Origin of the sequence: Hymenobacter chitinivorans DSM 11115, from assembly GCF_002797555.1 — a bacterium.
GTDB lineage: Bacteria > Bacteroidota > Bacteroidia > Cytophagales > Hymenobacteraceae > Hymenobacter > Hymenobacter chitinivorans.
This window is the reverse complement of record NZ_PGFA01000001.1, coordinates 2,090,122-2,102,749: the sequence shown is the minus strand read 5'-3', so window position 1 is coordinate 2,102,749 and position 12,628 is coordinate 2,090,122. Positions and strand designations below refer to the sequence as shown.

Sequence of the window (12,628 nt, the reverse complement as noted above, 5' to 3'; positions counted from 1 at the left end):
AGTGCAAAGACTAGTTACTGCCCGTGGCCCCAAAACCAGCGTGGCGTAGGCGGCGGGAGTTGGGCAACGTTATTTTTTGACTTTTAACGGAGTAAACTGAACTATACCCGCGTCAATATCTACCTTTAGCTATCCTTGCACTCCTATCTATCTAGTCATGCATAAACGTTTATTCATTCTGGCCATCAACTCCTTACCGAACTGGGGCCGCAGGCTGGCCATTTTGTTGCTGCTGAGCCTGAGCCAGCTCCCGGAAGCACACGCCCAGCTGCTGCCGGCCCGGGCCTACACCTTCATGGCCAGCTCGGGCACCTACGCCGACCTGACCAACGTCAGCGGGTTTGCCCAGGACATTATGCAGGACAATAATGCTTCCCGCCCCTACCCAATCGGCTTTCCCTTCGTTTTTGAAGGCAACACCTACACCGAGTTCGTCGTTTCGTCCGACGGCTGGCTCAGCCTGAGCAACTTTGCCCGCAACCCCAACAACCCCGACGACAACAGTCTGATGGGCAACGTAGTAACGCCGCCGCTGCTGGCGCCTTTCTGGGACGATCTGGACGTAGTCCCGGGCAGCTCGGCGATTTACGCCACGCTGGGCACGGCACCCAACCGGGAGCTGGTCATGGAGTGGCGCAACTGGGGCTGGCCCGGCAACAGTCCCAATTCCCCCACTTCCATCATCTCGTTTCAAATCCACCTGTTTGAAGCCACGGGCGTCATTCAGTACCGCTACCGGCCGGGCTCGGGGGTGCCGGGCCCGGCCAGCCGGCTCTCGGCCACCATCGGGCTGGCGGGCAGCAGCAGCACGTTTTTGTCGCTAAGCGACGCCTCGGCCGCGCCCACCATTAGCAGCACGGTATCGACCAATACGATAAACCAGCGGCCCGCCACCGGCCAATTCTACACCTTCACGCCGCCCACGCCCTGCCCCCCACCCACGGGCCTGGCCGCTACTCCCACTTCGCCCACCACGGCCAGCGTGAGCTTTGTGCCGGCGGCGGGTAACAGCAATTACCAGGTAACCTATTCCAACCGGGCAGCGGGTCCCATTCTGACGACTACTGGCACCGCATCCCCCATCCTGCTGACCGGCCTGGACCCGGGGGCCACCTACGAGGTAACGATTTACAGCAACTGCACCAACGGGGCGCTGTCGACCACGCCGAACCCAGTATACCTGAACACGCCGCCCCTGCCCAACACCACGGTCACCTGGACCGGGGCCGTGAGCACGGCCTGGAATGCGGCCGGCAACTGGAGCAGCGGCACGTTGCCTTCGCCGACCACCGACGTTACCATCCCAGCCGGCACCCGGCAGCCCGTGGTAACCGGCACCCAGGTGGCCGGCGCCCTCACCCTGCAAGCGGGTGCCACGCTGACCCTGGACCCGGCGGCCCGCCTCACCCTCAAGGGCACGGTGCTGCTGCCGGCTACCAGTACCGTGGTGCAGGGCGCCGGCTCCACTCTTTCAGTGGGCGGCGATTTGACCAACAACGGAGCCACGCTCACGCTGGCGCCGAGCAGTACCCTGGCCTTTGGCGAGGGCCTGCACGCAGTGAATGGCACGGCCCCTACCACCCTGCAAAACCTGACCATAGGCGAGCTAAGCGTGGCCGACGAGCTGGTCATTGATGCCCCGGTCAGCGTGCGGCGCCTGCTCAAAGCCACCCAGAACAGCCTGGTGCTGGTAGGAAACACCGGGACCTTGCGGGTGCTGGCCGGGGGCCAGGTGGTGCGCGACCCCGACAGCTTCATCAATGGCCCGGTGACGGTGGAGCAGCAACTCAGCGGCCCGGGCCGCTCCTACTACGCCGCCCCGGTGCGCTCGGCTACCCTGGCCCAGCTGGCGGCCCCGGGCTTCGTGCCGGTGGTGAATGCCGACTACAACACCAGCGCCACGCCGGGCACCGTCACGCCCTTTCCCACGGTGTTTGGCTACGACCAGAGCCGCATCAGTACCAACGCGGACGGCTTTGCTGACTTCGAGCGGGGGTTTGCCTCGCCCACGGCCCTGACCGAAACCTTCGTACCGGGCCTGGGCTACCGCCTCAATGCTCCGGGAGTGGCCACGGTGGCCGTCACCGGGCCGCTGAACTTCTCTACCATCGTCCGCGGCAGCCTGACCCGGGCCACGCTGCCGCAGTCGGGCTACCATTTACTGGGCAACCCGTATGCCGCCGCCCTGGACTGGAGCGTGGTGGCCACGGCCGCTACAACAACCGGGCTCGACGCGGCCGTGTACGTGTACCAGCCGGCCAGCGCCACCACGGGCACCTACCAGAGCTACGTCAATGGCGTGGGCGGGCCGCGCTACCTGCTGCCGGGCCAGGCCTTTTTCGTGCGGGTCAGTGCGGCCAGCACCCCGGGCAGCGTGGCCTTCACCCAGGCCGCCCGCCTGCTCGACTACTACGACCCGGCCAACCCGCCCGCGGCCACGCCCGAAACCCGGCCCCTGGTGCAGCTCACCCTGGCCGGCAGCACCGGCCCGGCCGACGTGGCCACGGCCTACTTTCAGACGGGCGCCACCGAGAGCTTCGACCGGAGGTTTGATGCCTACAAGCTGCCCACCAGCGGCGTGCCTTTCCTGGCCTTCAGCGGCGCGCAGCCCTTGTCCATCAGCGGCCTGCCCGCCCTGGGCGCGGCCGACGTTACGCTGCCGCTCGACGTGCAGGGCCCCGGCCCGGGCACCTACACGCTCACGGCTTCGCAGCGCCTGAACCTGCCCGCCGGCACCTACCTGTACCTGCGCGACGCGCTGACGGGCACTACCCAGGACCTGAGCCGGCAGCCAACCTACCCGTTCACGCTGAGCACGGCGGCCGTGCAGCGCTTCTCCCTGCTGTTTACCCGCACCGAAATACTGGCCGCCGCCCCGGCCGCCCTGAGCCGCCAGGTAGCCCTGTACCCCAACCCGGCCCACGGCACGGCCCTGCTGGCTTTGCCCGCCGAGCTGCACCGCGCCCCACTGACGGCCACCCTGCTAAACCCGCTGGGCCAAACGGTGCGCCGCCTGGAGCTGGCCCCCACCGCCGGTCCGCGCCCTGTGGACCTGCGCACGGTAGCCCCGGGCCTGTATAGTCTGCAGCTCGCCACGCCCCAGGGAGTGGTTACCAAGCGCCTGCGGGTGGAATAGCCCCGGCGCCGCCGGCCGGCCCAACGACCCGGCCCCGTTGGTCCTTGCCAGGATCAGCGGGGCCGGGTCGTTTGCGTTTCAAACAAGAAACCCATCTTGCGGCTTCTCCTCTCGCTCTACACTGCTTTTCCTATGCTCGACTTAGTAATCAACGCCCGCCAGGCGTCCATCAGCGCCGGCTTCGACGTGAAGCGCATTTTACCCTTCCGGGAGCGGCGCATGGTGGGGCCCTTCATCTTTATGGACCACGCCGGCCCGGTGCGCGTGCCGGCCACCCAGCTCCAGAGCCTCGACGTGCTGCCCCACCCCCACATCGGGCTGAGTACGGTGAGCTACCTGTTTGGCGGCCAGGTGATGCACCGCGACAGTCTGGGCGTGGAGCAGATTATCCGGCCCGGGGAGGTGAACTGGATGACGGCCGGCAGCGGCATTGCCCACTCCGAGCGGTTTGAGGACCCGGCCACCCTGGCCGGCGGGCAGCTGGAAATGATTCAAACCTGGGTGGCGTTGCCCGAGGCCGACGAGGAAACGGCCCCCACGTTTACCAACTACCAGCCCCACGAGCTGCCCATCTTCACCGAGCCGGGCGTGTGGATGCGCCTCATTGCCGGCGACGCCTACGGCCTGCGCAACGGCGTGCAAACCCACTCCCCCCTGTTCTACCTGCACGTGGTGCTGCAGCCCGGCACCCGCTTTGGCCTGCCCCAGGGCCACCCGGAGCGCGGGGCCTACGTAGCCAAGGGCCAGATTGAGGTAGCCGGCCACTTCTACTCGGCCGGGCAGCTGCTGGTCTTTACCCCCGGGCAAGACCCCGTGATTATTGCCCGTGAAACCACCACGCTCATGCTGCTGGGCGGCGAGCAGCTGGGCCCCCGCTTTATCTGGTGGAACTTCGTGTCCTCGCGCAAGGAGCGCATCGAGCAGGCCAAGGCCGACTGGGCCGCCGGCCGCATTGCCCTGCCGCCCACCGACAACCACGAATTCATTCCCCTGCCCCAGGATAAGTCGCGGCCGGCCTCTTCGGCGTCGGCCGCACCCGAGCCCTTGTCGTAGTCAGCCGGGCCGAACAGTAAACGAGCCGCCTTCAGCATGCTGAAGGCGGCTCGTTTACTGTTCGGCCTCCGGGGCTATTTGCCCCAACCCAAGGAAAAGGCTGACCGGCTTTCCGGCGAGTTCCCGGCTTTGAGGTGGCGGCTGGTTACCAGCAGGCCCAGCAGCACCAGGAGCAGGAGCCAGCCCATGGCCCGCTGGCGCCAGGGGGAGGCAGTGGAAGTGTCGGAGTGGCGGGACGAGGCCGCGCCGTAAGAAGGTAGGGTTGAAGCCATAGGTGTGAGGTAGGAAAGAGCAAGGCCCCGCACCGCGCGGGACGTACTACAAAGAACGAAGCTGCAGGTATACGGCGGTATCGCATAAAGATGTTGCGGGTTTGGACGAACCCCGGAAAATTGGCGTTGAAACCTCCCCTGCCGGTCGATGAAATCTGGCCGGCCGCCGGGGCCGCAACGGCTGGCCAGTATGCTGTCCATTCGCTATATTCCGGCTATAGTACCCGCCCCCATTCTAGTCCCGCTTATCCGTAACGCTATGTCCGCCGACTCCAATCAGCCCCCTGCTACCCCCCGCTCCGAAGACGAAGTCCTGGCCGACCCGCGCCTGCACGAATGGCTCCAGCGCTACCATCCGCTGTTTCACGAGTCCTGCCTGAAAAGCTACGCCCAGCTGCTCCACGAGCTGCACCACCACGGCAAGAACTACGAGGCCAGCCTGGAATACCTGCTCCACCAACACGACAAAGCCGCCGCCGAGGCCCTCTGGCTGCTTCAGCACCAGAAGCTCTTCGACCTCGAATGCCAGTGGCGGGCCGGGCTGGTAGCCGTCCCCGGGGCCCAGCTCTCCAGTAATTTCGAGGATTGGCACGACGATATTCAGGCCTGCCCGGTGCTCTCGCCCATCAGCGACGACGAAGTAGCCGTGCTCGATGCCTTCCTGGCCGAGAGCGATGAGCCCGACGCGCTGGACCTGGGCAATCCGACCCACGACTTCTGGCTGCACCGCCGCTACCCCCACATGCGCGACGCCGACTGGGACGAGCAGCAGGACCTGACGGAGTTTACCCAGTTCTGGGACCAGCACCGGGGTACCGGCTACCTGCGCCAGCTCCCCGACCCGCGCGGCGAGCAGGAAGCGCACTACGAAATGGCGGCCCGCGCCGAGCAACGCCGCCGCAACCCGCCCCCGCCCGCCGCTGCCGCCGACCCGCGGCCCCACGTGCCCACCTACGGCGCGGAATTCGACGACCTGGCCCGCGAGTGGCTGCGCCGCTTCGAGCCGGCCGTCAACCTGCGGCAGTTCGAAGCCAAGCTGCAAATGGCTGAGCGCCTGGAGGGCAACGACGACACTGACCTGGAGGTGGCCCTGGAACGGCTCAAGGATGCCGGCCCCGGTCTGGTCCCGATTCAGGCCCACGCCGACTGGCGCCAGGGCATCATCGAGGCCTCCAACCGCTACTACCTGGACCAGGTGCGCGCCGCCCTGCCCCACGTCTACGACGCGTACTGCCAGCGGGAGCAGCTCGGGATTCGCCAGGCCCCGGTGGCGGAGCGCCGCCGCCGCAAGCGGGCCGCCACCCACTTCGACTGGCAGCAGGAAATCATCCGGGAAGGCCGCCGCGCCCTGGGCGAGCCCGACGACCTGGATTTCTAAGCTGGCTACCGACGTACCGCCCCCCACTTTAGTACCGCCGCCACGTAGCCGACCTGGCCCTGGGGTTGCAGCCGCATTGCGGGGTCGGCCCGTGCGGTGGCGGGTAGTAGCAGCGGCATTCGTGCCGTGGCTGTCCGCTACTGAGCCACTTCCTTCCTTTTTCGTTCAAAACCCTTTCTACGCCCTACCAAGGCGCTTTTTAGCTTGAATAAATGCACGCGCTGACGTTTCATACGCTCGCGCCGAGGTTTCATAGGTACTTGGAAAGACTTCGAAAGCCGCCGCCGAAGCTGCGGAGGCAGGGGCAGCGGCTTCGAAGGGGCACGCGTGGGTTTGGGAGGCTGCAGCCGAGGTTCCGGAGCCTCGCGGCTAGGTTGCGGGCGGGCACGGCGGCAGGAAATCGGGTAGTTGCAAAGCTCTGGTTTATTGTGCAGCTTAAGGGGCCGCTGGCGGAGCGCACCGGGCTGGCAGCTATGGTTTTATCCTCTTTTACTTATCCATGAAAAAGAAAGCAGAAATTGCCCATTACAATATGTCCCAGCCCGATTTGGTGAGTACCGCCAACGAGAAGCTGGGCTACCTGCGCCGCGACGTGGCGGCCCTGGCCCGCTACGCCGTGACGCCGGCCCGCCTCGACGCGCTACAGGCCCTGACGGCGGCCTTCGTGGCCCTGCCCACCGAAACTGAGGGCGTGCAGCGGGCCGCAACCGCTACCCTGGCCAAGGAGGCCGCCCGCACCGCCGCCCTGGGCACCATGCAGCGCATTATGGGCATGGTGAACCTGGTGCACAACGACCGGACGCCGCAGTACAAGGCTTTCGGCAGCAGCGGGCTGAACTCGGCCTCCGACGGCGACCTGTACCTGGGCCTGGTGCGGGTGGTGCGCGTGGGCCGGGCCACCCTGGGCACCTACGCCGCCAAGGGCCTCACCGCCACCGACCTGAGCCAGCTCGAAGCCGAAAATGCCGCCCTGCTCACGACCGTGGGCGAGCAGCACGACGCCGAATCGGGGGCCGGCGGGGCTACCCAGCAGCGCCTCTCGGCCGGCAACACCCTCTACGACGAGCTGGTGGCCCTTTGCGAAGCGGGCAAAGCCGCCTTCGTGCAAACCGACGTGAGCAAGCACCAGGACTACGTGATTTACGACGCCCCGGCCACGGAAGCCAGAGTGCCCGCCAAACCCGCCGCCTAAGGCCCTGCCGACGACCGGTGCGCCTGTTACCACGCGGCCCCGCCCGAAGCTTCGGGCGGGGCCGCGTGCTTGAGGAGTGAGAGGTGTCCGTTGGTCGTTGGTAGACCTGTCCTCCTGAGGCGCAGCCGAAGGACCTTCCTCACCTACCCCACTGCAGGCAGTCCCAACGCGCAAAAGCCCTTTACCACGAGTGCGGTAAAGGGCTTTTTACAATTAATTAAGCGTGTCACTCAGGTGAGGAAGGTCCTTCGCAAGCTCAGGATGATAGGTCTGACAACTGACAACTACCACCTGACAACTAACCACTACCACCTAATCCACCACGATCCAGCGGAGGGTGAAGGTGGCCTGGCCGCTGCCCTGGGCGTTGCGGACCCAGATGTCGGTGGAGTTGTTGTCGATGTTGTCGTAGCTGACGGAGATGAACTCGCCCCCGCCCCCGCCGGACTGGTCCACCGAAATCATCAGCGTGGGCTTGTAGCCCATATTGTGAAACCAGGTGAAGTGGCCGTTGACGCCGGCGTTCAGGGTCAGGGGGTTGGAAAAGACGCTTTGGCGGACGGTGCCGTTCACGTCGAGCTTGCGCAGGGGCGTGGCCGTGCCGATGCCAACGTTGCCGTTGTTGGCGATGCGCACCCCCTCGTTACCGCCGTCGTTGCTGAGCCAGTTGTTGTTGAGCCGCACGGTGGTGGTGGCGGTGTGGTTGCCCAGGTTGTCGGCCCCGGCGGGCAGGGTCACGCTGTTGCTGCCGCTGAGGCTGAGCGTTTGGCCGCTCACACTCAGGGTGGGCACGGAGGATGCGGTGGGCAGCTCGTAGTAGGGCCCGCCGATACGGCGCAGGATGAAGGTGCCGTCCTCGGCCACGTACACCGTGCCCCGGGCATCGACGGCCACGCTGAAGGGTAGGTAAAAGGTAATTTGGGGCCCGGTGCCGTTCGTGGCCCCGGCCCCCCCGGAGCCCGCAAACGTGGACACCTGCCCGTCGGGGCTGATCAGGCGGATTTTTTGGTTGAGCATGTCGGCCACGTACACGTTGCCCCGGGCATCGACGGCTACGCCCGTGGGGCTTCTAAAGCGGGCCGAGCCGGCCGGGCCATCCAGGTCGCCGTTCAGGCCGGAGCCGGCCAGCGTGGCTACCTGCCCACCGCGAAGGATGCGGACGGTAAAGGAGCCCTGGTCGGCGATATAGAGGGTGCCGCCGCCGTCGAGGGCAATGCCGGTGGGCTGGTTGAACTGGGCCGTGCCTGGGGCGCCATCCACGCGGCCCGCGGTGCCCGTCCCGGCCAGGGTCGTGACCTGCCCGTTGCGGATCTGGCGGATTTTGTGGTTGCCCTTGTCGGCCACGTACACCGTGCCGTCGGGCGCCACCGCCACGCCCGACGGGCTGCTGAACTGGGCGCTGGCGGCCGGGCCGTCGGCGGCCCCGGCCGTGCCCGTGCCGGCCAGGGTACTTACCACCCCGCCGGGGGTTATCATCCTGATTTTATGGTTGTTCTGGTCGGCCACGTACACCGTGCCCTGGGCATCGACGGCAATGCCCACGGGCGAGCTAAAGCGGGCGGCCGCGCCGGTGGCGTCCACGTTGCCGGCGCTGCCGTTGCCGGCCAGGGTGCTGACGATACCGGCGGGGCTGATCAGGCGAATGGCGTGGTTGTCGGTGTCGGACACGTAGACCACCCCGCGGGCGTCCACGGTAATGCCGGTGGGGTTGTCAAACTTGGCCGTGGCCACGGGACCATCGACGAAGCCCTGGCTGCTCCCGGCCAGGGTGGTCGAGGTGGCGTAGGTCAGCGGCAGGGGCAGGTTGCCGGCCGCGTCGGGGGCCGCGTTGGTGGTCAGGTTGACCCAGTTGCTGCCGCTGAAGTAGTAGTAGCCGGGCGTGCCGTCGGTCTGGTACACGAGCAGGCCCTTGGCCGGGTTGCTGATGGCCCCGCGCTGGGCCGCCGTGAGGCGGGGCGTGAGCAGGCCCTGGCTGCTGGACTTCACGTCGAGGGCCGCCGAGGGGTCTGGCGTGTTGGTACCCACGCCCACCGACTGGGCCAGGGCGGCCGGGGCGGCCAATAACAAGAGGAAAAGCGCGGTAAACGTGTGTTTCATAGCGGACGGGAAAACGGGTAGAGTCCTGCGCGCTGCACCGCGCAGTATAGCCGCAAAACTATTTTCTTTCCGGGCATTATTCAACCCTAGTACAGAGTTCAGGGCTTTACACAAAACCGCCCCCGCGCCGGAGGGCACGGGGGCGGTTGGAATACCAGCATAAGGCGGCGGTTAGGCGAAGGCCAGGTCTTCCTCGGCTACTTCGCTCACGGGCAGCACGTCGGAGGTTACCAGGTCTTTCTCCAGGCGCAGGTTGTCGATGATGAATTCCTGGCGGGCGGGGGTGTTCTTGCCCATGTAGTAGGTGAGCACCTGCTGAATCGAGCGGTCGGACTGCAGAATGACGGGCTCCAGCTTGATGTTGTCGCCGATGAACTTGCCGAACTCGTCGGGGCTGATTTCGCCCAGGCCCTTAAAGCGGGTGATTTCGGGGTTGCGGCCCAGCTTGCGCATGGCCTCCTGCTTTTCCTGCTCGTTGTAGCAGTAGATGGTGGTCTTCTTGTTGCGCACCCGGAAGAGCGGGGTTTCCAGGATAAAGACGTGGCCGTTGCGCACGAGGTCGGGGAAGAACTGCAAAAAGAAGGTCAGCAGCAGCAGGCGGATGTGCATGCCGTCCACGTCGGCGTCGGTGGCAATAACGACGCGGTTGTAGCGCAGCCCCTCGATGCCTTCCTCGATGTTGAGGGCGTGCTGGAGCAGGTTGAGCTCCTCGTTTTCGTAGACGATTTTCTTCTTGAGCCCGAAGCAGTTCAGGGGCTTGCCGCGCAGGCTGAAGACGGCTTCGGTTTCCACGTTGCGGCTTTTGGTAATGGAGCCCGAGGCCGAGTCGCCCTCGGTGATGAAGAGCGTGGTCAGGGCTTCGGCTTCCTGCTTGCCCTCGCCGAGGTGGAAGCGGCAGTCGCGCAGCTTGCGGTTGTGGAGGTTAGCTTTCTTGGCGCGCTGGTTGGCCAGCTTTTTCACCCCGGCCATGTCCTTGCGCTCCCGCTCGCTCTGCTCGATGCGCTTCTTGAGGGCCTCGGCCACGGCCGGGTTCTTGTGCAGGTAGTTGTCGAGGTGCTCCTTGAGGAAGTCCAGGATGTAGCCCCGCACGGTGGGCCCGTCCTCGCCCATGTTAATGGAACCCAGCTTGGTTTTGGTCTGGGATTCGAACACGGGCTCCTGCACCCGCACCGAAATGGCGGCCACGATGCTGGCCCGGATGTCGGCCGCGTCGTACTCCTTCTTGTAGTGTTCCCGCACGGTCTTGACCACGGCCTCCCGGAAGGCGGCCAGGTGGGTACCGCCCTGGGTGGTATACTGCCCGTTGACGAAGGAGTAGTATTCCTCGCCGTAGTCGTTGCCGTGGGTCATGGCCACCTCAATGTCGGGGCCCTTGAGGTGGATGATGGGGTAGCGGACCGTCTCGGCGTCGGCTTTGCGGGAAAGCAGGTCGAGCAGGCCGTTTTCGGAGTAGTACTTCTGGCCGTTGAAGTTGATGGTCAGCCCCGCGTTGAGGTAGACGTAGTTCCAGATCTGGTTTTCGAGGTACTCCGGGATGAAGCGGTAGTTCTTGAAAATGGAGTCGTCGGGCTGGAACACCATCAGCGTGCCGTTGCGCTGGCTGGTTTTGACCGGCTTGGGGTCCTGCTTGAGGATGCCGCGCTCAAATTCGGCCGACTTCATCTGGCCCTCGCGCACGCTCTGCACCAGGAAGTAGTTGCTCAGGGCGTTAACCGCTTTGGTACCGACCCCGTTTAAGCCTACAGACTTCTGGAAGACTTTCGAGTCATATTTGCCGCCCGTATTAATCTTACTGACCACATCCACTACTTTGCCCAGCGGAATGCCGCGGCCGTAGTCGCGCACCTGCACCCGGCTATCGGAAATCTTGATGTCGATGGTGCGGCCGTGGCCCATCACGTGCTCGTCGATGGAGTTGTCGATAACTTCTTTTACCAACACGTAGATGCCATCGTCGTAAGCGGAACCGTCGCCGAGCTTACCGATGTACATGCCGGGCCGCAGCCGGATATGCTCGCGCCAGTCCAGAGAGCGGATGCTGTCCTCGGTGTAGCCGTGGTCGGGAATTGCGGCGATGGGTAGTTCTTCGTCAGCCATTGTACTTTTCGCAAATCAAATTTGAGGTAAAATAACGCAGAAAATCGAGGTTTTCCGCGTCTTGTTTTCGCTACTAAAGTTAGCAAAAACGTTCTTCACAACCTAAAACCGCCGGGTAAGGTTCACCCAAAAACTGAACAAACGCCCTGCAAGCCCGTCTTTACCCCTCTCTCGCCCTTCCAATTTAATTAGCAACATGCTCCCTCCCGCTACCCAACATCATTTGCCGCCTTCCGGTCATAAGCCCCAGCCCGAGGTACAGCAGCGCCCGATTGTTCAGTTTACCTTCATCCTGCTGGCCGGGGTGCTGCTGGTGTATGCCCTCAGAGTGCTGGACGACGTGCTGCTGCCCCTGGCCTTTGCCGGGGTCTTTACCCTGCTGCTGCTGCCCATCTGCCGCTGGCTCGAAGCCAAGGGCCTGGGGCGCATCTGGGCCATTATTCTGTGCCTGCTGCTGCTCATCGTCATTTTTGCCGGCATCGTGCTGGCCTTTGGCTCCCAGCTCACCCAGTTCAAGGACGAGATTCCCAAGCTGCAGACCAAGACCATGGAGTTCTTCAACCAGGCCCAGGAGTGGGCCCACCAGCGGTTTGGCTACAAGCCGATGAGCATTGAGGAAGTCAAGGAGTCGACGGTGAAGGCCCTCAAAAAGTCGGGCGGCACCTACCTGGGCACCACGCTGAACACGACGACTTCGGCGTTGAGCAACCTGGCCCAGGTGCTGATTTACATCTTCTGCTTGCTGCTCTACCGGGACCATCTGCGGCAGTTCATGTTCCGCTTCGTGGCCCCCGACAAGCGCACCGTGGTGCTGCACACCGTGGACAACATCCAGACCGTGGTGCAGGCCTACATTTCGGGTTTGCTCAAGGTTATTGTCATCGTGGCCGTGCTCAACGGCATCGGGCTGCTGGCCCTGGGCGTGAAGTTTGCCATCTTCTTCGCCATTTTCGCCTCGGTGCTGGCCGTCATTCCCTACATCGGCATTATGATTGGGGCCACTATTCCGGCCATTATTACCCTGGTCGAAACCGGCTCCCCATTGCACGCGGCCGGCGTTATTGGCGTGTTTGTCTTCGTGCAGTTTCTGGAAGGCAACTTCATTACGCCCATGATTACCGGCTCCCAGGTGAGCATCAACCCGCTGGCCGCCATCCTTGCCCTGATTCTGGGCAACGAGCTGTGGGGCACGCCGGGCATGATTCTGAGCATCCCGATTATGGCCGTTATCAAGGTGGTGCTCGACGCCAACAAAGCCACCGAGCCCTGGGGCTTTTTGCTCGGCGACACGGCCGAGGGTGAAGACTCCACCAAGCCCGACAAAGACAAAAACAAGGAGCTCAGCTGGTGGGACCGGCTGCTGGGCCGCAAGCCCAATACGGCCAACTAACCCACGCTTTTTT

Annotated in this window: 8 protein-coding genes; 5 read left to right on the top strand and 3 right to left on the bottom strand. The window is 64.5% G+C overall.

Annotation, left to right across the window (positions count from 1 at the left end; translation table 11 throughout):
• Window positions 1-157 precede the first annotated feature (157 nt).
• Together CLV45_RS08885 and CLV45_RS08880 are read left to right on the top strand one after the other, a co-directional pair.
• The gene (locus CLV45_RS08885; protein WP_100336004.1) at window positions 158-3,136 is read left to right on the top strand and encodes a fibronectin type III domain-containing protein; all 2,979 of its coding nucleotides are present in this window, start codon (window positions 158-160) and stop codon (window positions 3,134-3,136) included.
• Window positions 3,137-3,268: 132 nt separating this feature from the next.
• Window positions 3,269-4,189, top strand: a complete 921-nt coding sequence (locus CLV45_RS08880; RefSeq protein WP_100336003.1) for a pirin family protein — start codon at window positions 3,269-3,271, stop codon at window positions 4,187-4,189.
• A gap of 74 nt (window positions 4,190-4,263) precedes the next feature.
• Here the strand turns inward: CLV45_RS08880 and CLV45_RS08875 are convergent, their stop codons facing one another.
• Window positions 4,264-4,461, bottom strand: coding sequence for a hypothetical protein (locus tag CLV45_RS08875; RefSeq protein ID WP_100336002.1), 198 nt, complete (start codon window positions 4,459-4,461; stop codon window positions 4,264-4,266).
• A 259-nt stretch (window positions 4,462-4,720) separates the two neighbouring features.
• On the opposite strand from CLV45_RS08875, the gene CLV45_RS08870 reads away from it, so the two are divergent.
• Complete coding sequence (locus CLV45_RS08870) at window positions 4,721-5,839, top strand: hypothetical protein (RefSeq protein WP_100336001.1); 1,119 nt, start codon at window positions 4,721-4,723, stop codon at window positions 5,837-5,839.
• A gap of 499 nt (window positions 5,840-6,338) precedes the next feature.
• The gene (locus tag CLV45_RS08860; RefSeq protein ID WP_100335999.1) at window positions 6,339-7,031 is read left to right on the top strand and encodes a hypothetical protein; all 693 of its coding nucleotides are present in this window, start codon (window positions 6,339-6,341) and stop codon (window positions 7,029-7,031) included.
• Between the two features lie 312 nt (window positions 7,032-7,343).
• On the opposite strand, the gene CLV45_RS08855 is transcribed toward CLV45_RS08860, so the two are convergent.
• Complete coding sequence (locus CLV45_RS08855; protein ID WP_100335998.1) at window positions 7,344-9,128, bottom strand: NHL repeat-containing protein; 1,785 nt, start codon at window positions 9,126-9,128, stop codon at window positions 7,344-7,346.
• A gap of 171 nt (window positions 9,129-9,299) precedes the next feature.
• Window positions 9,300-11,225: a DNA topoisomerase IV subunit B gene (locus CLV45_RS08850; protein WP_100335997.1), complete on the bottom strand. Its 1,926-nt coding sequence runs from the start codon at window positions 11,223-11,225 to the stop codon at window positions 9,300-9,302.
• A gap of 196 nt (window positions 11,226-11,421) precedes the next feature.
• Between CLV45_RS08850 and CLV45_RS08845 the strand changes: the two genes are divergently transcribed.
• Window positions 11,422-12,615 carry an AI-2E family transporter gene (locus tag CLV45_RS08845; protein WP_100335996.1) on the top strand — a complete coding sequence of 398 codons (1,194 nt, stop codon included), beginning with the start codon at window positions 11,422-11,424 and terminating at the stop codon, window positions 12,613-12,615.
• Window positions 12,616-12,628 lie beyond the last annotated feature (13 nt).

Coding starts and splice junctions, on each gene's coding strand:
- CLV45_RS08885 (WP_100336004.1), top strand. CDS start 158: ATGCATAAACGTTTATTCATTCTGGCCATCAACTCCTTACCGAACTGG.
- CLV45_RS08880 (WP_100336003.1), top strand. CDS start 3,269: ATGCTCGACTTAGTAATCAACGCCCGCCAGGCGTCCATCAGCGCCGGC.
- CLV45_RS08875 (WP_100336002.1), bottom strand. CDS start 4,461: ATGGCTTCAACCCTACCTTCTTACGGCGCGGCCTCGTCCCGCCACTCC.
- CLV45_RS08870 (WP_100336001.1), top strand. CDS start 4,721: ATGTCCGCCGACTCCAATCAGCCCCCTGCTACCCCCCGCTCCGAAGAC.
- CLV45_RS08860 (WP_100335999.1), top strand. CDS start 6,339: ATGAAAAAGAAAGCAGAAATTGCCCATTACAATATGTCCCAGCCCGAT.
- CLV45_RS08855 (WP_100335998.1), bottom strand. CDS start 9,128: ATGAAACACACGTTTACCGCGCTTTTCCTCTTGTTATTGGCCGCCCCG.
- CLV45_RS08850 (WP_100335997.1), bottom strand. CDS start 11,225: ATGGCTGACGAAGAACTACCCATCGCCGCAATTCCCGACCACGGCTAC.
- CLV45_RS08845 (WP_100335996.1), top strand. CDS start 11,422: ATGCTCCCTCCCGCTACCCAACATCATTTGCCGCCTTCCGGTCATAAG.